Here is a 25,013-nt window from a genome sequence, read left to right on the forward strand (position 1 = left end):
ATTCTTTGTAGCACGATTCAAGTGAGAAACATCATGAAGTTGAGCAGCTTTCAAAGGCACTCTCTCAAAACAAGAATCACACTCTTGACGCTTCTGATTTTTTTAGCAAGCTTGTGGACACTTGGCTACACAGTCAGTCACAGCTTGCGCGAAGACATGCAACGCGTATTGGGTGCACAACAGCACACCATGGCCTCGCACATGGCCGCTGATATCAGTGATCAAATTGAGACCAGAATCACGGCGCTTTATCGCGTGGCCGAGTCTATAGAAAAAAGAAATATCAAAATAGGCCCCGAATTACAAAGCGTCCTGGAGGAGTTGCCTGTTTTCCAGAGCCTTTTCAATGGTGGAACGTTCATCACGAATGCCAACGGCGACACAATCGCTTCCCTTCCTGTCACTCTTGGGAGGGTTGGCATCAACTTTATCGATCGAGATTACATCGCGAATACCTTACGGGACGGCAATGCCACCATTGGTCGTCCCGTCATTGGACGTCAGTTGAACACTCCCATTTTTGGGATTGGTGTGCCGATTAAAAATAAAGACGGCAAAATCGTTGGAGCACTGGCAGGAGTCATCAATCTCAGCGAATCAAATTTCATGGATCGGATTGAACGTAGTTATGTGAGCAGCGCCGCAAACTACCTCTTGATCGATGCAACACATCGCGTGATTGTCGCCAGCTCTGATAAGGAGCGATTGATGGAAAGATTACCGGGACCGCTGATCAACCCGGTACTTGACAAGTTTATTGGTGGCTTTGAAGGCAGCGAGATTTTCATCAATCCTCGCGGCCTCGAAGTGATTTCCGGCGTCAAGCATTTGAACAATGCAAATTGGTATGTTGCTGTCTCACTGCCTACCAGTATCGCATTCGCGCCCATCGACAGTATGGAGCGCCGTATTTTCATCATGACGCTACTGCTGACCTTTTTATCCGGGGGGCTCACATGGTGGGTACTCGTGAAACAACTTAGGCCACTCCAAGTCACCGCGAGCAAACTTGCTCAACTTGCCAACCCTGAATCGACGCTCGAACCTTTACCCATTCACAGAAAAGATGAAATCGGTCAATTAATAAGCGGCTTTAACAGACTACTGGAAGAGCTCAGTGCAAGACAAGAAACGCTCAAAGAAAACGAAGAACGTTACCGTACGATTTTTCGGACAAGCCCGGATGCAGTCAGTATCACTCGCTTGATTGACAGCACGTTTATTGAAATCAACGATGGGTATTCGAAAATTTTCGATTGGCAACGGGATGAGATTATTGGCAAGACAGCAATGGATATCGGGATCTGGGCTGCCCAGTCCGAGCGTGATCATTTCCGAAACTTGATTCAAACGCACGGCTCTTGTGAACGCGTTGAGTCACGCTTTATCGCAAAAACCGGTCGAGTTGTTTACGGACTCGTCTCTGCCAACTCTATTGTCCTGAATGGAGAGCCTTGTTTGCTGTCAGTGACGCAAGACATCACCGCTACAAAAGACGCCTCGGATCAAATTGAATACTTGGAATATTTCGACTCTCTCACGGGCCTGGCGAACCTGCGTCTTTTACTTCAACGATTGAATCTTGCCCTCGAAGAAAGAAACAATCTTCATTACTTGGGGGCCTTACTGCATGTTGATCTGGACGATTTCAAAACCCTGAATGACTCATACGGTCACGACAAAGGCGATCTCTGGCTCAAAGAAGTTGCCAAAAGACTCTCAAGCACAATCCCCGAGGGCAACTTTGTCGCGCGAATCAGTGGTGATAAATTCGCTGTTCTAATTAGCGGACTCAGTGTGATCCCCGAAGATGCCGCGAGCACTGTCGAAAATATCGCGCGTGAAATTGTCGATGCCATCCATCTTCCGTTTCAAATCGACAAAGCGGTCCATCAGAGTTCTTGTTGCATCGGCATTGCGCTTTTTACCAGCAATGAAGAAAATGGTCATACGCTTCTCAAACATGCAGAGCTCGCCATGTATCAAGTGAAGAAAATGGGCCGTGGCGCGCTGCGTTTTTTTGATCCTGCCATGCAGGAACTTGTCAGTACACGCGTGGCTCTCGAAGCGGACTTGCGCGCAGCCCTGAAAAATAATGAATTTGTTCTTTATTATCAGCGCCAAGTCGATCAAAACAATCGTGTGGTGGGCTATGAAGTACTGATCCGCTGGCATCATCCCACTCGCGGCATCGTTTCCCCGGGGCAGTTTATATTAGCCGCTGAGCACTGTGGGCTTGTTTTACCGCTTGGGCGCTGGGTCCTTGAAACGGCCTGCAATCAACTGACGGCTTGGTCTCGCGACCCACAGAAATCCCACCTGACTATTTCAGTCAACGTCAGTGCGACGCAGTTCCATGAAGCCGATTATGTCGAGCAGGTGCTATCGATTTTGAAAAAAACAGGGGCACCCGGTTATCGTTTAAAACTCGAACTCACCGAAAGCGTACTGGTCAGTGAGATTGACAATATCGTCACTAAAATGACAGCGCTCAAAGGTCACGGCATTGGTTTCTCACTTGACGATTTTGGGACAGGCTTTTCTTCTCTGTCTTACTTGCAACGTTTACCTCTCGATCAGCTGAAAATCGACCAAAGCTTCATTTCGGATATTGTCACAAGCTCTAGTGATGCTGCGATTGCCCAGACGATTGTGACCTTGGGTCAAAGTCTGGGGTTATCCGTGATTGCTGAAGGGGTCGAAACAGACGCGCAACGCGCACGTCTGTTTGAGCTTGGATGTACGCTTTATCAGGGCTATTTTTTCGGCAAGCCGGTCCCAATTGAACAGTGTGTTTAGATCAAAGGCACAATCAACAAGGCAACAATGTTGATGATTTTTATAAGCGGATTCACAGCAGGTCCGGCGGTGTCTTTATAAGGATCGCCGACCGTATCGCCTGTAATCGCGGCTTTGTGCGTCTCCGAACCTTTACCTCCGTAGTGGCCTTCCTCGATATACTTTTTAGCGTTATCCCAAGCGCCTCCACCAGTGCACATGGAAATCGCGACGAATAGGCCAGTAACGATCGTTCCCATCAACAAACCACCTAAAGCCTCCGGTCCAAGGATCAAACCGACAGCGATCGGCGCGACGACCGGCAACAAAGAGGGAATGATCATTTCTTTGATCGCTGCAGAGGTCAGCATATCGACTGCCTTGTCATACTCCGGCTTGGCCGTGCCTTCCATAATGCCCGGTATGTCGCGAAATTGTCGTCGCACTTCATCCACGACAGAACCCGCACAGCGACCGACCGCCTCCATCGCCATCGCGCCAAACAAATACGGAATCAAGCCGCCAATAAACAAACCGATAATTACACGATGGTCTGACAAATCAAATGTGACCTTTAGACCATTCGCTTCGAGCGTATGTGTGTAGTCCGCAAACAAGACGAGGGCGGCCAAGCCTGCGGATCCAATGGCGTAGCCTTTTGTCACGGCCTTCGTTGTATTGCCGACAGCATCCAGAGGATCAGTAATATCACGCACCGACTGGGGTAAGCCAGCCATCTCCGCGATACCTCCTGCATTGTCTGTAATCGGACCATAGGCATCGAGTGCCACCACAATACCGGCCATCGACAACATCGAAGTGGCGGCAATCGCGATACCATAAATCCCGCCCAGCCAATACGCGCTGTAAATTGCTGCGCAAACAAACAAAACGGGCCAGGCTGTCGATCGCATGGAGACGCCGAGACCTGCGATCATATTCGTGCCATGACCTTGACTCGATGCTTTGGCGATGTGTTTGACGGGTGCGTAATCTGTCCCTGTGTAGTACTCCGTAATCCACACCAACAACGCAGTCAACACTAAGCCTACAACCGTGGCGCCAAACATGCGGAGCTTTCCGTCTGTTGCAAAGCCGACGTCCGCAAGCATATTATCGGGCAGCATCCAGTCCGTTACGAAATAAAACGCGACCAGCGAAATCACGCCCGCGATCACCAAGCCTTTGTAAAGCGCGGGCATCACGTTTTTCATGCCTGGCGTTGCCTTGACAAACGAACACCCGATGATCGAGGCAATGATGGAGATACCGCCCAACACCAGGGGATACACCACAGCTTCTGCTGTGGCGACTTTGATCATCAATGCGCCGAGCACCATTGTGGCGATCAGCGTGACGGCATAGGTTTCAAAGAGATCCGCCGCCATCCCCGCACAGTCGCCAACGTTATCCCCCACGTTGTCGGCAATCACTGCAGGATTGCGCGGATCATCCTCTGGAATGCCAGCCTCCACCTTTCCCACCAAGTCGGCACCGACATCTGCACCCTTGGTAAAAATACCGCCACCGAGTCGGGCAAAAATAGAAATCAGTGAGGAGCCAAACGCAAGGCCAATCAGTGGATGGAGCATCACTGACATACTTTGCTCTTTGCCGCTTGCCTGCAAATAAAGAAAAAACAAACCTACGCCAAGCAGTCCCAAACCCACCACTAACATGCCGGTAATGGCGCCACCTTTAAACGCGACATTGAGCGCTTCATTCAATCCCTTTGTCGCTGCTTCGGCGGTGCGCACATTGGCACGCACAGAAACATTCATTCCGATAAAGCCACACGCACCAGACAATACAGCACCCAGTACAAAACCCACCGCTGTCAAATAATCGATAAACACAGCAATCAAAATAGTTAACACAACGCCAACGACAGCGATCGTTTTGTATTGCCGAGACAGATAGGCGCTTGCGCCCTGCTGAATCGCTTCCGCAATTTCAATCATCCGGGCATTGCCGGTACCCTGCTGAAGGATCCAGGAACGGACAAAAAAACCATACAAGACTGCTAAAACTCCACAGCTCAGGGCAAAGTAAAGGCCCAATGTGACGTTGCTCATCTGATGAACTCCTATATTGGTTTGTCTCTTTATTGTTGATATCGAGCGCCCGCCAAGGCTCGCTCGCGAACCAGGTAGTCATGAAGCAGATAGTCATGCAGCCTTTCTAGTATCCATCAGAAAGGGCTGAATAGGAATGATTTTGTCTATTTTTGTTAAGATTAGGGTATTTACTAGTTAACCTCGTCCATCTGGAGTCATAATGAGTCTCGACAAAGTCAGCCCGGGTAAAAACCTTCCCGAGTCTTTTAACGTCATCATTGAAATCTCAATGAATGCTGACCCAATCAAATATGAGGTGGACAAGGACTCCGGTGCGCTATTTGTCGATCGCTTTATGGGTACGTCCATGCACTACCCCTGTAACTACGGCTATATCCCCAAAACCATCGCGGGCGATGGTGATCCGGTCGACGTCTTGGTGATTACGCCCTTTCCCGTCATTCCCGGGGTGGTCGTGCGCTGCCGGGCCTTGGGTGTTTTAAACATGGAAGACGAGGGCGGCGAAGACGCCAAGCTTCTCGCCGTGCCCGAAGACAAAATCCTCCCGATTTACAGCCACTGGAAACAAGCTTCAGATATCCATCCCATGCGCCTGAATGCCATTCAGCACTTCTTTGAGCACTACAAGGATCTCGAAAAGGGCAAATGGGTCAAAGTGCAGGGCTGGGGTGGCGTGGCCGATGCGCATCAGGAAATCCTGACAGGCATCAAGCGTTACCAAGAAGAAAACAAAGCCTAAGACCTTTCGCGCGTTTCACCTTGGCTGCGCGGATTCGCTTGCTGCCAGCCAAGGATTTCGGCAAGCCTGCAAATCACCCACTGGGCCTCCGCAGAGGAGAGTCCGATATCCACTGCGCCAAGTCCCTGGTGAATCCTCTCCAGCACATCATCCTCCGTGATGCCAAGCTCCCACAGCTTGTTGGTCGCTTGCTCGGTCAGTAAATTCGCTAAATCCTCACACAAGTCGTAACGCGCATAGATATGCTCGCGTGAAGCGCTAGGCTTGATTCGGCCAGGCTCCACAAACAGGGCGATAAACGATGGCGGGATAATAATCTGATTGCCGTCACTCATCGCTGCGCTGCAACAGTACGTATTGGTGCGTCATCTTGAATCCTGGGTTGGCAACTGCTGGTCTTTACACGATACTACGCAGCATATGTGATTTTTTAGGCGCGCACCATGTCTTCCATCAACAGCCCCTCACTTGATCGTACTGTTTCGCTCCCCGATGGCGCAGCACTACGGGTGCTGGAAGATGGTGCAGGACCTGCTCTTTTACTCATCAGCGGCCTGGGTGGTACAGCGAATTTCTGGAATCCTTGCATTCCTGCGCTGGCGAAACACTTTCGTGTGATCAGACTCGATCAGCGCGGGATCGCAAAGAGTTCACGAGGGTCAGCACCCTGCACGATTGATCAACTGGCCCAAGATTGTCTGGACGTTTTAGATCATTGCAAGGTCGACCACGCCATTGTGCTCGGCCACTCCACAGGTGGCTGCATCACGCAAACTATGGCTTTACTTGCGCCAGAGCGCGTGCGTGCCTGCATATTGAGTGCGACATGGGGTAAACCAAGCCGTCATAGAAAGGAGCTCTTTGCCACACGACGCGACATGCTTTTTCGAGATCCTGTCGGCTATGCGTGCTCTTCGGTTTTCATGGGTCACGATGCGCATTGGCTTAACCAAAACTGGAACGTACTGGAAAACGCTCGAGCCAATGCCCCAATCACACCAGAGGCTCAGCGCATCGCCGCTGAACGTCTCGATGCCCTGGTTGCCTTCGATCGCAGCGCGGACATTCATCGCGTATCCGCCCCGACACTGATTCTTGGTGCGCAGGATGATTTAATCGTCCCTTCATTTCTTCAAGAAGAGCTCGCCACCTTGCTCAAAGATCCTGATATACATCTATTCGAGAGCGGCGGTCATTTTTTTCCAGTTACCCGTACACAAATTTTTATTCCAATCGTCTTAGATTGGTTACGCACACATTCCACACGGATCTCTCATGCTTGAAAACTTTTCCAGTTCACAAACTACTCGTAAAACAGTTGTCTCCACCAAGGCAGGTGTTGTAGCCGCTCAGCATCGCAGGGCTGCGGAGGTTGGTGCAGCCGTGCTCAACGCAGGCGGTGACGCTGTCGATGCGGCCATCGCAACATCCTTCGCCATTGGGGTGGTTGAGCCCTGGATGAGCGGGCCGGCCGCAGGTGGCACGATGGTGTTGTGGCGAGCCAAGGAAGGCAAGGCCCACGTTATTGATTTTGGATGCAGATCTCCGCGCGAACTCAACCCCGCTGACTATCCCCTGAGCGGAGCCGGTAAATCCTCTGATTTGTTTCCATGGCCCTCCGTTGTAGAAGACCGCAACGTCATGGGCGCGACGGCGGTCGCCGTGCCTGGCGCTGTTGCGGGGATGGATCTCGCCCACAAGCATTTTGGACGCATGCCCTGGAAGGATTTGGTCACCCCAGCCGCCAAGCTAGCCGAAGCAGGCTTGTTAGTCGACTGGTATACAACACTCGTGACCGCGGCCAACGCGCGCGTGCTGAGCAAGGACCCTGACACCGCCAAGATGTTCCTGGACGAAGGACATTGGCCGATCGCCGGCGAATGGACTTCGCTCGCCGAAAAACATCTCAATCAAAAAGCCTTTGCGCAAACACTGATGCAAATCGCCGAAGGTGGTGCCAACGCGTTTTACAAAGGTGATATTGCCGAGCAATTGGCAAAGGATGTGCGCGCAAAAGGTGGCTGCTTGAGTGTGAAAGATCTTCACGATTACCAAGCCTCTATGGTTGAGCCCCTTACGATCAACTATCGCGGGGGTCGTGTGTATGCAACACCCGGCCTGACTGGCGGTCCGACGTTTGGCAAAGCACTTGAAATTCTCGCTCGCGAGTTACAGCCAACGCAAGGCAAGCCTGGCGCCGCGACCTATGCGGGATTCGCTCGCGCACTCGATGCCGCGTTCAAGCTACGCCTTGAAAATATGGGCGATCACGAGTCGCCGAAAGCCCCGGGATCGACGACACATTTCAGTGTGGTCGATCGCGAGGGTAATATGTGTGCAGTGACCCAAACCTTGCTTTCAATTTTTGGTTCACGTGTTGTATCGCCGTCCACAGGAATGTTGCTCAACAATGGCATCATGTGGTTCGATCCAGAGCCAGGCAAACCCAACTCCCTTGCACCAAACAAACGATGCCTGGCCAACTACTCCCCGGTCATTGGCGAGGATTCGCAAGGTCGACGCTTTGCGATTGGCGCCTCGGGCGGGCGCAAAATTCTTGGTGCGGTCATGCAGCTCAGCTCTTTCATGATTGACCATGGGCTCAGCCTGGAAGAAGCTTTCCATACACCGCGGATTGATGTGAGTGGAGGCGGAAAAATCACTGCTGATCAAACGCTGCCTGCAGACGTGATCGCTGCCCTGGAAAAAGAAATGCCCGTGATTCAAACCCGCCGAAATATTTATCCATACTCCTTCGCTTGTCCGGCAGGCGTGATGCGGGATGGCGAGATGAATATGGGCTGTACAGAAATCATGTCTCCTTATGGCGATGCCATTTCGGGAGGCTAGGCATGTATTTACCCAAACATTTCGAACAGCAGGATCTTGAGTCTCTAACCGCCCTGGTAAAAGCCTATCCGCTCGGCACGCTCGTCACACAGCTGGAGGGGACGATCGAGGCCAACCATATTCCCTTTTTACTCGAAGGCACACTCGCAACCGGCGGCAAACTTATCGGTCATGTCGCCAAAGGAAACCCTGTCTGGAAGGACATCACAAGCGCTCAGGAATCACTCATTATTTTCCAAGGACCGGAAGCGTACATCACACCCAACTGGTATCCCTCAAAACAGGTTCACCATCAGGTCGTACCCACCTATAACTATGCCGTGTTGCACGTGTACGGTACGCTGTCCGTGACGCATGACGAGGCCGCCAAAAGGCGAATCGTAGAATCGCTCACCACCTCAATGGAGCAAGCCCGACAAAGCATGTGGCGCGTGTCAGATGCGCCCGATGACTACATTGAAAAAATGCTCAATGCCATCGTGGGGATTGAACTGACCATCACCCGAATTCAGGCAAAATGGAAAGTCAGCCAAAATCGCGATGCCGCGGATCGCGAGGGTGTTGCCCGTGGACTCTCCTCTGCAGACTCTTCTTCAAGGGATAAGCTGATGGGCGTGATCGTTCAACACGGAAAAGGCATTGGCATCGAACCGACAAATTAGCGACCGAGTTGCGCGGTGCAATCAACCGTTGCGTGAATCAACAGCTTGTTGTCATTATTTTTGTCAGGAAACTCTGTTGATACGACGCGACAACCCGTGACTTTTTCTATCGCTTCGATCTGTCGGGCCTTCTGCTTATCGTAATCCGTACCAATCCATCCACCCTGTTTGCCGCCGTAAGCCTCCCACTTGTCATTGCCAAGCGCAAGAATGCTGATTTCGCGCTGATCCAGCACCACAATCTGGCGGGCGGGATCACGGTGATAGTAGACCGCGCTACCCTGACAACCAGCAAGAGTCCCGGCAACCGCCACGCAGGCAACAAAAGGCAACATTTTCATCTATATTCTCTGGTGTGGACACGAACAGCGTGACACCAAGCATAACGCTATTTTTTCATATTTCGCACTGAACCTCTCGCCCAATCGCTCGCGACTTGTTATCTTTATTCTTGTAAATTATTTTCTCAAATGCTTAAGGAACACACTCCCATGTCAAAAGAAGGCGTACTTCAGATTCCCTCTCTCAAAGGCAAGGTCTCCGATGCGGAATGGCAAGCGCGGGTCGACTTGGCGGCTTGCTATCGACTAGTCGAGATGTATGGCATGGCCGACATGATCGCCAATCACATCTCGGCGCGTGTACCAGGCGAAGAGGGCACCTATCTGATCAATGCCTACGGCATGATGTACGAGGAAATCACTGCTTCTAGCCTGCTCAAGGTCGATCATCACGGCAACATTCTGACCAAACCAGATTTTGGCGATCTCAATTACGGTATCAACAAAGCCGGCGCTGTGATTCATAGCGCAGTCCACCATGCACGTCCGGATGTTGGCTGCGTGATCCATACGCACAGCTGGGCATCCATGGCTGTTTCTTCGCTTGAGTGCGGACTCCTGCCTTTGACCCAGACCGCCATGCGCTTCCTGAAAATCAGTTATCACGACTATCAGGGTGTCGTGCTCGACGAGGCAGAACAAGAGTCCCTGTGCAAGGACTTGGGCAACAGCGAAGCCATGATTTTGCGCAACCATGGCGCGCTGACCGTTGGTCGCACGATCGGCGAAGCCTTTAATTGGATGCATCGTCTTGAACTCGCATGCCGTGCTCAGATTGGCGCCATGTCTTGCAATACGCCACTCGCCAAAGTTTCTGAAAAGGTTTTAGAAGAAACTTGGAACAACTATCAGCCTGGCACCCGTCGCCCCTATGGTGTGATGGAGTGGCCTGCGCTGCTGCGCAAGCTCGATCGAACGGACACTTCGTATCGCAACTAAACACTCCTAATTCATGCATTGACCAAGGTCCACATCGTGTCTATCCAGAAACTCAGCCGTCCCCCACGTATTTTGCTCTCTGATAAAACAGCAACAGAACTTGCTCCAAAAATCGCGGAAATTCTGGGGCCGGATGGTTATGTGCGTGTCACCGCGCAACAAATGCATGAAGGTACGGCCGATGCGGACTTTTGTTTTGTCTCGCGCGACATCACTGGCGCATCGACCAAACACAACATTCTGCCCGACACACAGTACGTCTACGATGCCTTAAGACATTCAAAAGCACTGCAATGGGTCCACATCCACTCCGCAGGTGTGGACCGGCAAATTTTCATCGACTTGATGTCAAGAGGTGTCATGGTCACCAGCTCCTCAGGAGCCAGCGCCAGTCTGGTTGCTCAAACCGCGCTGACTGGTTTGCTGAGTCTGGCGCGTCGCTTTCCCCAGCTCGCCGCCGCGCAACGTGCCCACGCCTGGGAGCCCTTTTTCAAAGTTGGACTGCCGCCGGATCTCGAAGGGCAAACTGCCACAATCGTTGGCTGGGGACCGATCGGTCAAAAGCTTGCTGGCTGGCTCAAAGCAATTGGCTTGAATATTGTCGTGGTGCGGCAGTCCGCCAGCTCAACGATTCCAGATACACGCGTCATTTCCTTTGATGACTTCAACAACATACTGCCGGAAACAGACTGGCTCGTGCTCGCGTGTCCGCTGACTGCGCAAACGACTAATCTGGTGAGCGCACACGCGCTGAGTCTGATGAAGCCCTCGGCGCATATCGTCAATATCTCGCGTGGTGCCGTCATTGACGAGCCCGCCATGATTGACGCCCTTAAAAATGGACGCTTGGAAGGCGCATATCTGGATGTTTTCGCGCAAGAACCTTTGCCGGCCGATTCGCCGCTATGGGATATGCCAAACGTCATCGCAACACCCCATACCGCAGGGTTTTCAGATGCGATTCTCAAGCGCATGGCAGATAAATTTTTAGAAAATCTCCGGCACTATGCACGTGGCGAAAACTTCATTAATGTGGCGCGCTTAAGCTAATTTCACATTCAGGCACACGCATTCGGCTCGCTTAGCGTACAATATCACCACGGCACAACGTTCCAGTCCTCGTGCCTCGCTAAGCCCCAACTCTGTGGGCGCTCGCCTCCAAGGCGTTTTTACTCCCTGTTCGTCTGCCCCGATTGGAGTCCACATTCACTTGTGGGCCGGCATGACGATGGAGCTGTTCTCTTGTCTACTTCGATTACTTTTGCTGACCTCGGGTTGGCCGATCCTCTTTTGCGTGCGATTGCCGATGCTGGCTATACCGCACCCACTCCCATTCAAGCACAAGCCATCCCCCGCGTCCTCGCTGGTGGTGACTTGCTGGCCGCTGCTCAAACCGGTACGGGTAAAACCGCAGGTTTTACCTTGCCCATCCTGCATATGTTGCTCGCCAAACCACTCGAGCTTCGCAAACCAGGCCGTCCGCGCGTTCTTATTCTGACCCCGACGCGCGAATTGACCGCTCAGGTCGAAGAGTCGGTTAAAACGTACGGCACGCATACGAAAATCTCCTCAATGGTGATTTTTGGCGGCGTCAATATCAACCCCCAAACCTCAGCGTTGCGTAAACCTATCGACATCCTGGTGGCCACACCCGGTCGTCTGCTGGATCATTGCCAACAGCGCAACGTTGATTTGTCAGGCGTCGAAATTCTAGTTCTCGACGAAGCTGATCGCATGCTCGACATGGGTTTTATTCGCGACATCCGCAAGATTCTTGCCTTACTGCCAAGACAGCGTCAAAACCTGCTGTTCTCGGCCACTTTCTCTGACGAGATCCGTGAATTATCCAAAGGCGTACTAAACAACGCCTCAGAGGTGTCAGTTGCCGCACGGAACACGACCGCCGAGCGGGTCGATCAAACCGTTCACATGGTGGATCAGGCGCACAAACGCGACATTCTGAGCCATATCATCCGTGAAAGCGGCTGGCATCAGGTCTTGGTTTTTACGCGGACCAAACATGGCGCAAACCGCCTCGCTGAAAAACTTGTCAAAGATGGCCTATCCGCTTCGGCGATTCACGGCAACAAGAGCCAGGCCGCGCGCACCCGCGCACTCGATGACTTCAAAAAAGGCAAAGTTGCGGTCCTGGTTGCCACCGATATCGCCGCGCGCGGCCTGGATATCGATCAGTTGCCGCAAGTCGTAAACTTTGAGTTGCCCAACGTCCCCGAAGACTACGTGCACCGCATTGGCCGCACCGGTCGAGCAGGCGCTGCAGGTTCTGCTGTGTCTTTGGTGGATTCGAGCGAGATCAAATACCTCAAAGCCATCGAACGGATTATTAAAAAGCAGATTCCACAGCTTCCCGCCCCGACCGGCTGGACTGCCTCGCCTGCCTCCTCCCATGGCGCAGATGATGATGCACGTGCCGAAGGCCGTCGCGATGCACAGCGCCGGCCTCCCCAGCGCAGCGCGCGTCCCGGAGGTCCCTCGGGACTCGGTTCAGCCCGTCCGGCCCGCACCAGTCAAGGCACGGGCCAGGCCCCTCGCCGCGAAGGTCAGGGCAGTGGCCGAACCGCCTCAACGACCAGTCATTCCCCCACCCGCACGGGTACGGGCGGGCCGGTTCGTTCTGGCTCAGGCCCAAATGCCCCGAGCCAGGCGAATCGCCCCCGTCGTCCTGCCTTATTTAACAAGTAATCATGTCTGTTCACAGGCTGGCGCGTCCAGCCTGTAAAATGCGCCACCATGAGTATTCAAGCTGAAGTTGCGCGACGCAGAACGTTCGCCATTATTTCCCACCCTGACGCCGGTAAAACGACACTCACCGAAAAGCTTCTGCTGTTCGCGGGTGCGATTCAGATCGCCGGCAGTGTCAAGGCACGCAAAGCCTCTCGCCATGCGTCCTCGGACTGGATGGAAATCGAAAAACAACGTGGTATTTCGGTTGCCTCCTCCGTGATGCAAATGGAATACCGTGATTGCGTCATCAACTTGCTGGACACCCCGGGTCACCAGGATTTCTCAGAGGACACCTATCGCGTTCTGACCGCCGTGGATGCAGCGCTGATGGTCATCGATGCCGCGAACGGTGTCGAGCCGCAAACCATCCGTCTGCTCCAGGTTTGTCGGGCGCGCAATACACCTATCATCACCTTCATCAATAAGATGGATCGCGAAGTTCGCGATCCCCTTGAGCTGCTCTCTGAAATCGAACAGCACATCGGCATGGACGCTGTCCCCTTTTCCTGGCCCGTTGGCATGGGCAAGGCTTTTGGTGGTGTCTTTGATATCCAGCGCGACCGTATGCGCCTCTTTCGTCCCGGTCAGGAACGACGCAACGACAGCACGGACGACTTTATCGACGGACTGGATAACCCTGAAATCGCAACACGCTTCGGCTCGGCTTTCGATCAAGCAAAAGGCGAGATCGAACTCATCCAAGCAGCCGCTCCCGCTTTTGACCGTGACGCCTTTTTAGCCGGCAAACAAACCCCTGTCTTTTTTGGTTCCGCCATCAATAACTTTGGTGTGCAAGAAGTCTTGGATGCCTTGGTCGATCAGGCACCGCCACCCGGTTCACGCCAGGCACTCGAACGGATCGTATACCCTGATGAGCCAAAATTCACCGGTGTCGTGTTTAAGGTTCAGGCGAACATGGATCCCGCACATCGGGATCGCGTTGCCTTTGTCCGCGTCAGCTCAGGCAAATTTGAACGCGGCATGCGTCTCAAAGTGTCTCGCAACGGCAAAGAAATTCGCCCCAACAATGTGGTGTCTTTCCTGTCTCAACGTCGTGAACTCGTGGACGAAGCCTATGCAGGCGATGTCATTGGAGTCCCCAACCACGGCATCCTCCATCTTGGCGACGTATTGACCGAGGGCGAGTCCCTGCATTTCACTGGCCTGCCATTTTTTGCACCCGAGCTCTTCCAGGCCGTTGAAACCAAAGACCCGCTTCGTACCAAACAACTGCGCACAGGTCTACTCCAATTGGGTGAGGAGGGAGCAATTCAGGTCTTCAAACCGATTGCTGCCGGTGGTGCCTTGTTGCTTGGGGCCGTTGGTCAACTTCAGTTCGAAGTCGTTGCGCACCGACTGCAGGCAGAGTATGGTGCCGAGGCGCGCCTGATGCCTTCGCGATACAACATGGCACGGTGGATTACCTCCGAAGATCCCAAAGAACTGCGCAAATTCATCGATGCGAACGCCTCGCATATCGCCTATGATGTCGTCGAAGCACCGGCTTTCCTTGTCTCGTCGACTGCGCAACTTCGGGTCGCCGAAGAACGCTATCCGGCGATTCGTTTTCATGCGATGCGTGAACACGGCGGTCAAGTGTTTGCCGACAAAGTCTGACCCCACGCAATTCAGAGATACCTTATGTCCTGGCGCGCCCTCATCCTGTTTCTGTTGCTAGCCGTTATTGCCTCATGGCAGGGTGGGCGTCACCTCGGCCTTTGGCTTGTCGAACAAGCCCCAGATTCCATTGCCTCAGCCTCCAGCTCTTCAGAGGACAGGGGACAGGTTCTGGATGCGGATGGTAAACCCCTCGCACCCCAGCCTCCTCAACCTCGCATTGATGGAACGCTCGGCGTACCGAAGGAAATGGAGCCTATCGAATGGAGCATTACCCCGGTGCTTGCCTCGCGTGCCGATGCCAACTCCTACAAAAAGGATGGGGAAGAAAACGAGGAGGATGAAGAGACAGAACAAGATGCAGACTCGCCCTCAAACGGCCAAGACACTGACGGTGTGCGCACCGTTGACGTGCGAGCCCAGCAGACTGCGAATGCTCAATCTGCTCGCCCCGGTGGCACTGCTATCTCGCCACCCACAAATTGGCAAGACGCACTCAAAAAAGAGCTGGCCCAGTGCAGCAGCTTAGGGTTTTTCAAACGTCCAAACTGCATCCAGTCCGCGCAGAATAAATACTGCGGACCCAATAATGCATGGGGCAAAACAGCAGATTGTCCAAGTCGAGACGCCCCGGCGAATAGTGGCGGTTAACCTGCGCCAGCCTGCGACTTGCGCAAGGGCGCCGTCGGGATCCTCATTTGCTCCCGATATTTGGCGACAGTCCTTCTGGCGATCGTGATCCCATCTCGATCCAACAAGGTCACCAACTGACTGTCGGAGAGTGGTCGAGACCGATCTTCCTGGCGAATCAAAGCCTGAATCCGTGTTTGAACAGCTGTCGAAGAAGTCGCCTCGCCACCTTCGGTAGACAAACCTGAACTAAAAAACCGCTTCAGTTCCAAAGTGCCATAAGGGGTCACCATATATTTTTGTGTGGTTGCACGCGAGATCGTCGACTCATGCATGCCCAGTTCAAGCGCAACATCCTTGAGTGTGAGCGGCCTGACTGCCTCCCAGCCTTTATTGAAAAAACTTTGCTGATGCGCCACGATGACTTGAGACACACGCAGAATTGTCTCGAAGCGTTGAGCCACGTTGCGAATCATCCAGCGCGCCTCTTGTAATTGTCCATGCAAGGCGCTATTTGCTCCCCCGCGGGCACTCCCAAGCGCCTCGGCATACAGCGCGTTGATCCGCAACTTAGGCATAACCGCCTCATTGAGTTGGGCCTCCCAACCTTTGCGGGTTTTCCTGACAATCACATCTGGTACCGCCACATCCGCAGCAGGCTTATTCCAGCGACTGCCTGGGCGAGGATTCAACCGCAACACGAGTGCATGCGCGCGTCGCAAAGACTCTGCGTCACAATGCAACGCCTCGCGCAGCTTGGCCATGTTACCGGTCGCCAAAATACCGAGGTGGTGTTGGCACAACCGGCGCGCCAACGCCAAGACTTCAGCGTCTTTGACTTCCGGCAAAAGCTCCGGATCCGCAAATTTCAATTGCAAATCCAGACACTCGCCTAAATCGCGAGCACCCACTCCTGGTGGGTCAAGCGATTGCAAAAACGTCAACGCCAACTGGAAGTCATCAAGTTCCAAGCCCAGCTCCGGGCTCATCCAGCCCACGATGTCCTCTAAGGGCGAAGCAAGTAGTCCGTCTTCATTTAATTCCTCAATCAACAAACCGACAATGGCCGCATCCCGCTCACTCAGACGCGTCGTGCCGAGCTGTCCGAGCAAATATTCACGTAAATTGCTCTCTCGGGCGGCTTCAGGTCGCTCTGACAGCTCATCGTCGCGCGACTGACGTGATTCAGATGAAAACTCCAAGCGCTCGTTAAACGGGCCCTGCTCGTCCCCGGAGCCCTGGGTGACGGAAATCTCCGATTCAAACTGGGCCTCTCCTGAAGGGGCTTCCGGGCTCTCAAAGCTATCAGCGACCCTCATGGTCGAGCCGAGTGCGCCGGGGTCCTGCAGGCCCTCTCCCTCCTGCTCAAGCAGGGGATTCTCAGCCAATGCTTTGGCCACCTCGGCCTCAAGATCGAGCGTCGACAACTGCAAAAGTCGGATCGACTGTTGCAGCGCCGGGGTCAGTGTCAAGCTTTGACCAAGACGAAGTTCGAGAAAATTGCGAGTCATAGGTACAATATTTTGCATGATGAACACACCAAACACCTCAAATATCCGAAAAGATGCCTATCTTTTGGGCAATACATTGTTGCGCCTGGGACTTCCACGGCTGATTATTCGCCTGGTCGTGATGCTCAGTGTGTTGGCAGTACTCCTTTATTGCGTACAAGGCATTCTTGCACGCGGGCGAGGTTGGCTTGAATTTGGACTGCATATTTCAGGCCTGAACGACATCCTTGGTAAAACGGTGATCGATTTCGTCATGCAATACCAAAAATTCTTTTGGTGGCTCATCGTCGCGTTGTTAGTCCTTTTTGTGCTGAGTGGACTGATGAGTTGGCTGCGTGGCAGCATCAAACGCGGTCGTGCCGCGCTTGTCCCGCTTGGGGAGGTTCGCAAACTCTGTGTAGGACTGAGTCCTGAAGCCCTCGATGTGATGGATTGGGTCTGGCGGGATAAATCCCAGCCAATCACTGTAGGCAATCTTCAGACCACCCTTTCTCAACTTCGTACAGGTCGTCAGCGCAAGCTCGACTTGGCGCGTGCGCAGAAGCTCGAGCTCGAAATGGCCTTAACCCCCAAAGAATCCACTCAACAACCTGCTTCGCCTCTTGAGCAGCCCCTCGAGCGAGGCGGTCAACGCGAACCTACCTTGCTTGCCTAGTCGCTTTTTTGTGACGAATACGGGCTGTTTGATGGGTCACTCTTCAAGACAGCTTGCTTTTAGCCGAAATTTATGTTTGACTAACGACATGGGTACTCACGTTTCAGGCATAGCCTGCCCTCGTTCGACTCAAATCGCCTCTCAGGGCGGTGGCACAGTCTCGCACCCAGGATCATCTTTCCGCTCAGCCAAGCGCTCCGCTTCACTCAGCCTACTACCGCTGCTACTAGCGATCGGTTGCCGGACCTAGCGTCCCGTGGCAGTCCGGCAGCCTTTGGCCACTCGTAACACCCCCACAGACTAACTGTATCTATTCCGGGTCAACCGGATGCTGGTCAAAAGCCAGTAACAGATTTCTACGATGCTCCGAATATGCGACATCGGACAAACAGACTTGAGGTTATCAATGCTTTCGAATCCCGCTACAAAATACATCCCGTTCAAACCCTTCGAGCGTGATTTTTCTGAACGCACCTGGCCGACCAAGCGGATTACCCATCCGCCCATCTGGATGAGCACAGATCTGCGCGATGGCAACCAGTCCTTGATCGAACCGATGAGCGTTGAGCGCAAACTGCGTTTTTTTGACATGCTCATCAAAATCGGATTCAAAGAAATCGAGGTGGGATTCCCCTCCGCATCACAAACCGACTTTGACTTTGTTCGCAAGCTCGTCGATGACAAGCTGATCCCTGACGACGTGACGATTATCGCCCTCACTCAAGCACGTCCGGAGTTAATCGAACGTACCGTTGAGGCAGCCGCTGGCGCCAAACGCGCCATGATTCATCTTTACAACGCCTGTGCGCCCGGTTTTCGACGCATCGTGTTCAACATGAATCGCGAAGAGGTCAAACAAGTCGCCATCGAAGGCACCAAATGCGTCATGGCCTGCATGGCCAAATATCCTCAAACCGAATGGCTGTACGAATACTCGCCAGAAGTCTTTAGCACGACCGAGCCAGACTTCGCCCTCGAAGTCTGTAATGCCGTGACAGAAACCTGGAAGCCCACTCCCCAGCGCAAGATCATTTACAACTTGCCGGCCACCATCGAAGCCACCACACCGAACATGTATGCCGACCAAATCGAGTACATGCATAACAATCTCAACAAACGCGACAGCATCATCATCAGCTTGCATCCCCACAACGATCGCGGCACCGCCGTGGCGGCAGCCGAACTCGGCTTGATGGCTGGCGCTGATCGTGTCGAAGGTTGTTTATTCGGCAATGGCGAACGCACGGGCAACGTCGACCTGGTGACATTAGCCTTGAATCTCTATACCCAAGGCATTCATCCCGGGCTGGACTTCTCCGACATTGATGAAGTGCGTCGTTGTGTTGAGTTTTGCAATCAGCTCCCCGTGCACCCACGTCATCCATATGCCGGCGATCTCGTCTTTACGGCCTTCTCCGGCTCCCATCAGGACGCCATTAAAAAAGGGTTTGCCGTACAAAAGGCCGATGCGATTTGGGAGGTTCCCTATTTACCCATTGATCCAGCGGATTTGGGCCGCAGCTACGATGCGGTGATCCGCGTCAATAGCCAGTCAGGCAAAGGCGGCGTCTCCTATCTACTCGAACAGGAGCATGGACTGGTATTGCCACGTCGCTTACAAATCGAATTCAGTCGCGCCATTCAACGCGTCACAGACGAAACCGGTCGTGAAGTGACTGCTGCCGATGTCTACACGATCTTTAATAAAGAGTATTTGACTCAAACAGAGCCATGGAAACTGATCAAGCATCGCATCACGGGCGACCCAAGTGCCGAGGAAGGCAAGCTCTTCACGATCGAAGCTGAGTTCGAGGTCAACGGCGAGCGCCGCACGCTCACGGGCTCAGGCGATGGCGCAATCTCCGCGTTTGTCGACTGTCTTGGCATCCCTGTGCGGATCATGGACTACCACGAACATGCGATTGGCATCGGTACGGATACTCGCGCCGCCTGCTATGTCGAAGCACGCATTCAAGAGGGCGCGACAGGGTTTGGTGTCGGCATCGACCGCGACATCGTGACAGCCTCCTTTAAGGCTGTGCTGAGCGCCCTGAACCGTCATATCAAGTCTGCTTAAAAAATAAGCGGGAGCCGAGACAGGTTCCCGCTTTATTTTTCCAACGCGGCAATCTCCTCGGGTTGAAAGCCCGCTGCCAATCGCGCCTCGACATTAAAAGGGCCCTTAAGTTTAGGTGCCCGGTACTGCGTCGAGAGATCCGCATACGTCTGAAGAGGGTCAAGCCCGCGCTGCGTGCATAGCCATCGATACCAATAGTTGCCAATCGCAACGTGACCAACCTCGTCGCGCAAAATCACGTCAACAATCGCGGCCGCTTTGGGATCGCCCCCGCTCGCAAGCTTGTGTCGCACAGCCGGCGATGCGTCCAACCCACGCGCCTCAAGCGTACGCGGAACAAGCGCCATGCGGGCCAGTACATCCTCTTGCGTACGTTCAGCCATTTCCCACAAGCCATCATGTGCCGGAAAATCGCCATAGCGATATCCAAGGGTGACTAAATGTGTCTCCAGCAGCTCAAAATGTCTCGACTCCTCAATTGCGACGCCCATCCACTGTCTATAAAACGACGGGGGCATCCCGCGAAAGCGCCAGACAACATCCAAGGCCAAATTAATCGCATTGAACTCAATGTGCGCCAAAGCATGCAGTAGAACAGCGCGACCTTCAAGCGTATGAACGCTGCGCATGCGTAAACCGGCAGGAGGCACCAGCTCCACAGGCGGTCGACCCGGAATGAGTCGCTGCGCAACAAGTTCCCGTTCGGGATCAACCGGTGAGTCAGGATCCACCTGCTCCAGAAGGGCGGCTTTGTCTACCCAGGATGTCTGGCCGAGCGCGCACAGTGCTAGTTCTCTTAAATCCGTCAATTTTCACTCAACAGTTTTAGACTCAATTGGTAATATTGCAATTATGTCTGATCTTCTCAACGCTACGCATACACCACAGCCTGCGCGCATGCCTGCCGCAGCCCTCATTCCCGGCCTGTTGGGTGTTTTACCCTTCTGGGGCCTCGCTCTTTCCACTCAGCTCTCAAGCGGTCTCGATCCCTTGCTTGCTTTGATGGCGTTGATTATGTACGGCGCCATCATCCTGAGCTTTGTCGGCGCCCTCTGGTGGGGCATGGCCGTTCATGCTCCCGCCACAGCGCCGCGCGCTGTGATGTTTGTCTGGAGTGTGGTGCCAGCCTTGATTGGCTGGACAGCCATCATGACCGAGCCCGCTATCGGCCTGAGAATGTTGATCGCAGGGCTGGCACTTCAATGGGTGCTAGACGGTTTGCTCATGCGCTACATCCCCAGTCTGATCCCTCGCTGGGTATTCAGGTTGCGCACCATGCTGACGCTTGGTGCAACAAGCGCGCTTGCCTTTGCCTGGTGGCAACTCGGTTAATCTGACTTCTTTTTACGACTCTTTTTGTCTGGCACCGCCAACATCGTGAAGCGACAGCTTGGCGCTCCACAGCGGCATGCATATTGAGCCTTGAGCTTTTTAGTCAGCTTTTCATCATCAATGACAAGACCGTAATCGTAGTTCAACTCCTCGCCACGCTTAATGTCACGCTTGGCGACGATATGCACGCGCTTTCCACCTTTTCCCTCCGTGCTCTCGCAGTTTGGTTCGCAAGAGTGGTTAATCCAGCGGGCGTCATTACCTTCATCGTTTCCATCGATCACTTTACCGGAGCTCAAGGAAAAGAAAAAAGTATGAAACGGATCATCGGGGTTCGTGGGGTGACGACGATCGGCTTCTTTGGCGCTAATCGTTTTGCCGCCATATTCAATGATGCGCGTGCCTTCAGGAATATTACGCGCTGCAAACACACCGTTACCGTGCACTTTGGATCGCCTGACAATATGCCAGGGCTTTTCAATTGTTGTCATGAATCAAGCGTCAAAAAATCAAGTGCGTTTAACACCAAAACAATGCTGGGGCTCGGGAAACTTACCACCCCGGACCTCATCGGCATACTGCTGAACCGCATTGCGCATAATCGTATCGAGATCCGCGTAACGCTTAACAAACTTAGGCACCCGATTGCCACTCAGCCCAAGCATATCGTCCGTCACCAGGATCTGGCCATCACAAGAAGGCGAAGCGCCAATACCAATGGTCGGTATAGAGAGCTTTGCCGTGATGTCAGCACCGAGCGATTCGGCAACGCCTTCTAAGACCACACCAAAGGCACCCGCTTTTTCAAGAGCGAGGGCATCCGCCAGAATCCGAGCAGCCGAATCAGGTGTTTTACCCTGCGCCAAATAGCCGCCCATCGTATTGACGTACTGAGGCATCAAGCCTACATGCGCCAAAACAGGTATACCGCGACTGACGAGGTACTCAACCGTCTCTGCCATCACCTCGCCGCCCTCAAGTTTGACCGCGTCAGCACCTTGACTCAACAGGTAACCGGCACTGCGAAACGCCTGGCCAAGAGACTCCTGATAACTACCAAAAGGTAAGTCTGCAACGATGCAAGCACGCTTTGTTCCGCGAACCACAGCCGCGGTGTGGTGCCCGATTTGCTCCAGCGAGATCGATAAGGTGTTGGGCAAACCATAGGCCACCATCGCTGTCGAATCACCAATCAAGATAAAGTCGACGTAGTCATCAACCACTCGCGCGATCGGTACGCTATAGGCTGTCAGCGCGACTATTTTTCGCTGCCCTTTGCACGCCAATAACTGCGGAACCGTCATCCGCTTAATGTCTGTTTGTGCGCTCATATTCTTTCCCTGATCATTCATCTGTTACATCGTCATTGACAACTGTTTTCGTGGCTTTTTTCGCAACTTTTTTAACTGCTTTTTTCACGGCCTTTTTAGCGGCTTTTTTAACTGCCGTCTTGGTCGCTGGTGTCTTTGTTGCAGTCTTAGTCGCCTTTTTAGCCGCTGTCTTTGTCGCTGTCTTTGTCGCCGTTTTAGCGGCGGTTTTTGCAGGCGATTTTGCCGGCGTCTTACGACCTGGCTTTTCAGGCCGCGCTTCAAACTCAAAGCTGACCTTACCATCCTCGCCACGCGCCAAATACGCCTTGAATTTACGGTTCGTTCTGCTTGAGACAAATCCTTCGAGCAGATCGGTTTTGCCAGTATTGAGCAGCTTAGACATTTGATCCGGGCCGACTTCTTGCTGCAAGATCACCTTGCCGGAACGGAAATCACAATTGCGCTCTGGTCCAACGGACTTCTCGCAGATATAACTCATGCCATGCTCAAACACACGGGCGGCACACTTTGGGCATGGACCAAGGGAAGTCTGCGCGGAAAAGTCCACCGGCTCGTTTGACTCTTCGTCGCGCTGACCAAAATCAAACTCAAGCTTTGAATCCGCATCGAGCTTCAGGATCGCTGCAAAGGGACGTCCCATTTTGCTAATAAATCCCTGCATCGGTCCGATACGTTTGTCCGTAATAAGCATCTCGACCTCAGAAGGCTCAAAGGTGCGTCCACCTGGATGCTTACCAATGGAAAAATCGCAATTCGTACACGCGTAGCGGCGATAGTTTTCCTTGACCACGCCGCCACATTTTGGACACGGTGTCGACAAGGTGACATAGTCCCCCGGAACCGTGTCGCGATCATATTCTTTTGCGCGCTTGACAATGACTTGCGTCATTTGTGCGATCTCACGCATAAATGCATCGCGCTCAAGCTCGCCTTGTTCAATTTGCTGGAGCTTGTGCTCCCATTCGCCCGTCAACTCTGGCGAAGTCAACTCCTGAACATCCAGACCTTTCAAAAGCGTCATTAACTGACGCGCCTTTGCTGTCGGGACGAGATCTCGGCCCTCGCGGCGCAGATACGTTTCGTTGAGCAGACCTTCGATAATAGACGCTCGCGTGGCAGGTGTGCCCAAGCCGCGCGCAGCCATCGCTTGAGCAAACTCATCGTCGTCCACGAGCTTGCCTGCATGTTCCATTGCGGACAACAAAGTACCTTCGTTATAGCGTGCCGGCGGTTTGGTCACCAGCGCGATCGTATCCACCTCTTCGGTGCGCACTTTCTCGCCCTCGACAACCGGGACGAGTGTCTCGTCCTCTTCCTGAATTTCACGTCCGTATACTGCCAACCAACCGGGTGAGACCAGGACTTTGCCCTCGGTTTTAAATTGATGCGACTGCACAGTTGTCGTGCGCGTCGTCATCCGGTATTCGGCAGAGGGGAAGAAAATCGCCAGAAACCGCTTAACGACTAAATCGTAGAGCTTGGCTTCCGCCTCGCTGAGCTCTTTTGGAATTTGCAGCGTAGGAATAATGGCAAAGTGATCGGAAACCTTTTTGTTGTCAAAGATCCGCTTGTTGGGCTTGACCCATCCGTTTTTACCAATTGTTTTAGCATGCAGAGCCAGATTTCGCGTCACACCTTCACCCGAGGCGATGCCTTCGATCGTGGCGCGTACCGTATTGATGTAGTCTTCAGGCAAATGCTTTGAATCCGTGCGCGGATACGTCAGTGCCTTGTGACGCTCGTACAAGCTTTGCGCCAGCGAAAGCGTCGCCTTGGCGGAGAACCCGAAGCGACCGTTGGCTTCTCGCTGCAACGAAGTGAGGTCAAACAAGGCGGGGGCCGCCTCGGTCTTGGGTTTCGCAACCTCCGTGACGACACCTGGCTGGTTGCGACACGCGGCAACCACACTCTTGGCCGCGGCTTCAAGCCAGAGCCGTGACTCGTGCTTGCTGGGATCCTCGGCGTCTTTTTTGAAGTTTGGATCAAACCAGCGACCTTCATACAATCCTGCGGCCGCGACAAAAGTCGCCCTGACTTCCCAATAGTTGCGGGGCTCGAACCGTCGGATTTTTTCCTCCCGCTCGAACACGATTGCAAGCGTAGGTGTTTGCACACGTCCAACGGGTGTTTTAAAAAAGCCACCGTCTTTACTATTAAAAGCCGTCATGGCGCGTGTGCCATTGATACCCACGAGCCAGTCGGCCTCAGCGCGCGAACGGGCCGCCGCCTCGAGCGGCTTCATCGTTGTGTCGGCTCGCAAGTTCGCGAATGCCTCTCTGATCGCATCCTGAGTCATGGACTGCAACCAGAGTCGCTGAACAGGTTTTTTCTGACCCGCGTATTGCTCGATGTAACGGAAGATCAGCTCGCCCTCGCGGCCCGCGTCACATGCATTAATCAAGGCGCTCACATCCTTGCGCTTGATCAGGCGTACCAGCATTTTCAGGCGCTCGGCTGATTTCTTATCACTCGGCCCCAATTCAAACTGAGGCGGAATCACAGGTAGATGTGTGAAGCTCCATTTACCTTTTACAGGATCGTTCGGCGCCACCAGGCTCAACAAGTGGCCAACACTCGAGGACAATACATATTTGTCACTTTCAAAGTAGTCGCCCTCGCGCGTAAAGCCTCCCAGGGCCCGCGAAATATCGAGGGCAACAGAAGGCTTCTCAGCAATAATTAATGTCTTAGTCATTCTTTTCCAGATACGGCTCTTGTACTCAACGCG

At 53.3% G+C, this 25,013-nt stretch carries 21 protein-coding genes; 13 read left to right on the forward strand and 8 right to left on the reverse strand.

Annotated elements, in window-relative coordinates; all coding sequences use genetic code 11:
- The first annotated feature begins 84 nt into the window (after positions 1-84).
- Complete coding sequence (locus tag QWY27_RS09470; RefSeq protein ID WP_290197022.1) at positions 85-2,799, forward strand: bifunctional diguanylate cyclase/phosphodiesterase; 2,715 nt, start codon at positions 85-87, stop codon at positions 2,797-2,799.
- Here the strand turns inward: QWY27_RS09470 and QWY27_RS09475 are convergent.
- The gene (locus QWY27_RS09475; protein WP_290197023.1) at positions 2,796-4,853 is read right to left on the reverse strand and encodes a sodium-translocating pyrophosphatase; all 2,058 of its coding nucleotides are present in this window, start codon (positions 4,851-4,853) and stop codon (positions 2,796-2,798) included. The genes QWY27_RS09470 and QWY27_RS09475 overlap by 4 nt on opposite strands.
- Before the next feature lie 202 nt (positions 4,854-5,055).
- Between QWY27_RS09475 and ppa the strand changes: the two genes are divergently transcribed.
- Positions 5,056-5,595: an inorganic diphosphatase gene (ppa, locus tag QWY27_RS09480; RefSeq protein WP_290197024.1), complete on the forward strand. Its 540-nt coding sequence runs from the start codon at positions 5,056-5,058 to the stop codon at positions 5,593-5,595.
- Here the strand turns inward: ppa and QWY27_RS09485 are convergent.
- On the reverse strand, positions 5,592-5,930 hold the full coding sequence (locus QWY27_RS09485; protein ID WP_290197025.1) for an ATPase with chaperone activity: 339 nt from the start codon (positions 5,928-5,930) through the stop codon (positions 5,592-5,594). The two genes, ppa and QWY27_RS09485, sit on opposite strands and share 4 nt — an antisense overlap.
- A 108-nt stretch (positions 5,931-6,038) precedes the next feature.
- On the opposite strand from QWY27_RS09485, the gene QWY27_RS09490 reads away from it, so the two are divergent.
- Genes QWY27_RS09490 through QWY27_RS09500 form a run of 3 tightly spaced genes read left to right on the forward strand, consistent with a single transcriptional unit; the run spans position 6,039 to position 9,107 of the window.
- The gene (locus QWY27_RS09490) at positions 6,039-6,878 is read left to right on the forward strand and encodes an alpha/beta fold hydrolase (protein WP_290197026.1); all 840 of its coding nucleotides are present in this window, start codon (positions 6,039-6,041) and stop codon (positions 6,876-6,878) included.
- Positions 6,871-8,445: a gamma-glutamyltransferase family protein gene (locus tag QWY27_RS09495; RefSeq protein ID WP_290197027.1), complete on the forward strand. Its 1,575-nt coding sequence runs from the start codon at positions 6,871-6,873 to the stop codon at positions 8,443-8,445. Before QWY27_RS09490 ends, QWY27_RS09495 begins: the two co-directional genes overlap by 8 nt.
- A gap of 2 nt (positions 8,446-8,447) precedes the next feature.
- Complete coding sequence (locus QWY27_RS09500) at positions 8,448-9,107, forward strand: FMN-binding negative transcriptional regulator (RefSeq protein ID WP_290197028.1); 660 nt, start codon at positions 8,448-8,450, stop codon at positions 9,105-9,107.
- Here the strand turns inward: QWY27_RS09500 and QWY27_RS09505 are convergent.
- Complete coding sequence (locus QWY27_RS09505) at positions 9,104-9,448, reverse strand: hypothetical protein (RefSeq protein ID WP_290197029.1); 345 nt, start codon at positions 9,446-9,448, stop codon at positions 9,104-9,106. The two genes, QWY27_RS09500 and QWY27_RS09505, sit on opposite strands and share 4 nt — an antisense overlap.
- A gap of 150 nt (positions 9,449-9,598) precedes the next feature.
- On the opposite strand from QWY27_RS09505, the gene QWY27_RS09510 reads away from it, so the two are divergent.
- The 5 genes from QWY27_RS09510 to QWY27_RS09530 all read left to right on the forward strand — a co-directional run bounded on the left by QWY27_RS09510 (position 9,599) and on the right by QWY27_RS09530 (position 15,400).
- Positions 9,599-10,387: a class II aldolase/adducin family protein gene (locus tag QWY27_RS09510; protein ID WP_290197030.1), complete on the forward strand. Its 789-nt coding sequence runs from the start codon at positions 9,599-9,601 to the stop codon at positions 10,385-10,387.
- A 36-nt stretch (positions 10,388-10,423) separates the two neighbouring features.
- Positions 10,424-11,437, forward strand: coding sequence for a D-2-hydroxyacid dehydrogenase (locus QWY27_RS09515; protein ID WP_290197031.1), 1,014 nt, complete (start codon positions 10,424-10,426; stop codon positions 11,435-11,437).
- Between the two features lie 192 nt (positions 11,438-11,629).
- Positions 11,630-13,090 (forward strand): DEAD/DEAH box helicase, encoded by a 1,461-nt coding sequence (locus tag QWY27_RS09520; RefSeq protein WP_290197032.1) that lies wholly within the window; start codon positions 11,630-11,632, stop codon positions 13,088-13,090.
- Positions 13,091-13,138: 48 nt separating this feature from the next.
- Positions 13,139-14,749, forward strand: a complete 1,611-nt coding sequence (locus QWY27_RS09525) for a peptide chain release factor 3 (RefSeq protein ID WP_290197033.1) — start codon at positions 13,139-13,141, stop codon at positions 14,747-14,749.
- 24 nt (positions 14,750-14,773) lie between these two features.
- Positions 14,774-15,400, forward strand: coding sequence for a hypothetical protein (locus tag QWY27_RS09530; protein WP_290197034.1), 627 nt, complete (start codon positions 14,774-14,776; stop codon positions 15,398-15,400).
- Here the strand turns inward: QWY27_RS09530 and rpoN are convergent.
- Entirely contained in the window at positions 15,397-16,890 is a 1,494-nt protein-coding gene (rpoN, locus tag QWY27_RS09535) for an RNA polymerase factor sigma-54 (protein WP_494338395.1), read from the reverse strand. The two genes, QWY27_RS09530 and rpoN, sit on opposite strands and share 4 nt — an antisense overlap.
- 16 nt (positions 16,891-16,906) lie before the next feature.
- On the opposite strand from rpoN, the gene QWY27_RS09540 reads away from it, so the two are divergent.
- Positions 16,907-17,545, forward strand: a complete 639-nt coding sequence (locus tag QWY27_RS09540; protein ID WP_290197037.1) for a hypothetical protein — start codon at positions 16,907-16,909, stop codon at positions 17,543-17,545.
- A gap of 406 nt (positions 17,546-17,951) precedes the next feature.
- Entirely contained in the window at positions 17,952-19,622 is a 1,671-nt protein-coding gene (gene leuA, locus QWY27_RS09545; protein ID WP_290197039.1) for a 2-isopropylmalate synthase, read from the forward strand.
- A 32-nt stretch (positions 19,623-19,654) separates the two neighbouring features.
- On the opposite strand, the gene QWY27_RS09550 is transcribed toward leuA, so the two are convergent.
- Positions 19,655-20,431 (reverse strand): ferritin-like domain-containing protein, encoded by a 777-nt coding sequence (locus tag QWY27_RS09550; protein ID WP_290197041.1) that lies wholly within the window; start codon positions 20,429-20,431, stop codon positions 19,655-19,657.
- 43 nt (positions 20,432-20,474) lie between these two features.
- Here QWY27_RS09550 and QWY27_RS09555 point away from each other — a divergent pair, with 43 nt between their 5' ends.
- Positions 20,475-20,954 carry a DUF3429 domain-containing protein gene (locus QWY27_RS09555; RefSeq protein ID WP_290197043.1) on the forward strand — a complete coding sequence of 160 codons (480 nt, stop codon included), beginning with the start codon at positions 20,475-20,477 and terminating at the stop codon, positions 20,952-20,954.
- Here the strand turns inward: QWY27_RS09555 and QWY27_RS09560 are convergent.
- Genes QWY27_RS09560 through QWY27_RS09570 form a run of 3 tightly spaced genes read right to left on the reverse strand, consistent with a single transcriptional unit; the run spans position 20,951 to position 24,980 of the window.
- Positions 20,951-21,445, reverse strand: a complete 495-nt coding sequence (locus QWY27_RS09560; RefSeq protein WP_290197045.1) for an SET domain-containing protein — start codon at positions 21,443-21,445, stop codon at positions 20,951-20,953. The two genes, QWY27_RS09555 and QWY27_RS09560, sit on opposite strands and share 4 nt — an antisense overlap.
- 18 nt (positions 21,446-21,463) lie before the next feature.
- The gene (panB, locus tag QWY27_RS09565) at positions 21,464-22,285 is read right to left on the reverse strand and encodes a 3-methyl-2-oxobutanoate hydroxymethyltransferase (RefSeq protein ID WP_290197047.1); all 822 of its coding nucleotides are present in this window, start codon (positions 22,283-22,285) and stop codon (positions 21,464-21,466) included.
- Between the two features lie 13 nt (positions 22,286-22,298).
- Positions 22,299-24,980 carry a DNA topoisomerase III gene (locus QWY27_RS09570; protein ID WP_290197049.1) on the reverse strand — a complete coding sequence of 894 codons (2,682 nt, stop codon included), beginning with the start codon at positions 24,978-24,980 and terminating at the stop codon, positions 22,299-22,301.
- Between the last annotated feature and the right edge of the window lie 33 nt (positions 24,981-25,013).

The organism is Zwartia vadi (assembly GCF_030410375.1).
Classification (GTDB): domain Bacteria; phylum Pseudomonadota; class Gammaproteobacteria; order Burkholderiales; family Burkholderiaceae_B; genus Zwartia; species Zwartia vadi.

Coding starts and splice junctions, on each gene's coding strand:
- QWY27_RS09530 (WP_290197034.1), top strand. CDS start 14,774: ATGTCCTGGCGCGCCCTCATCCTGTTTCTGTTGCTAGCCGTTATTGCC.
- QWY27_RS09485 (WP_290197025.1), bottom strand. CDS start 5,930: ATGAGTGACGGCAATCAGATTATTATCCCGCCATCGTTTATCGCCCTG.
- QWY27_RS09475 (WP_290197023.1), bottom strand. CDS start 4,853: ATGAGCAACGTCACATTGGGCCTTTACTTTGCCCTGAGCTGTGGAGTT.
- QWY27_RS09555 (WP_290197043.1), top strand. CDS start 20,475: ATGTCTGATCTTCTCAACGCTACGCATACACCACAGCCTGCGCGCATG.
- QWY27_RS09510 (WP_290197030.1), top strand. CDS start 9,599: ATGTCAAAAGAAGGCGTACTTCAGATTCCCTCTCTCAAAGGCAAGGTC.
- ppa (WP_290197024.1), top strand. CDS start 5,056: ATGAGTCTCGACAAAGTCAGCCCGGGTAAAAACCTTCCCGAGTCTTTT.
- QWY27_RS09505 (WP_290197029.1), bottom strand. CDS start 9,448: ATGAAAATGTTGCCTTTTGTTGCCTGCGTGGCGGTTGCCGGGACTCTT.
- QWY27_RS09495 (WP_290197027.1), top strand. CDS start 6,871: ATGCTTGAAAACTTTTCCAGTTCACAAACTACTCGTAAAACAGTTGTC.
- QWY27_RS09570 (WP_290197049.1), bottom strand. CDS start 24,980: ATGACTAAGACATTAATTATTGCTGAGAAGCCTTCTGTTGCCCTCGAT.
- QWY27_RS09490 (WP_290197026.1), top strand. CDS start 6,039: ATGTCTTCCATCAACAGCCCCTCACTTGATCGTACTGTTTCGCTCCCC.
- QWY27_RS09540 (WP_290197037.1), top strand. CDS start 16,907: ATGATGAACACACCAAACACCTCAAATATCCGAAAAGATGCCTATCTT.
- QWY27_RS09525 (WP_290197033.1), top strand. CDS start 13,139: ATGAGTATTCAAGCTGAAGTTGCGCGACGCAGAACGTTCGCCATTATT.
- panB (WP_290197047.1), bottom strand. CDS start 22,285: ATGAGCGCACAAACAGACATTAAGCGGATGACGGTTCCGCAGTTATTG.
- leuA (WP_290197039.1), top strand. CDS start 17,952: ATGCTTTCGAATCCCGCTACAAAATACATCCCGTTCAAACCCTTCGAG.
- rpoN (WP_494338395.1), bottom strand. CDS start 16,890: ATGACTCGCAATTTTCTCGAACTTCGTCTTGGTCAAAGCTTGACACTG.
- QWY27_RS09500 (WP_290197028.1), top strand. CDS start 8,448: ATGTATTTACCCAAACATTTCGAACAGCAGGATCTTGAGTCTCTAACC.
- QWY27_RS09560 (WP_290197045.1), bottom strand. CDS start 21,445: ATGACAACAATTGAAAAGCCCTGGCATATTGTCAGGCGATCCAAAGTG.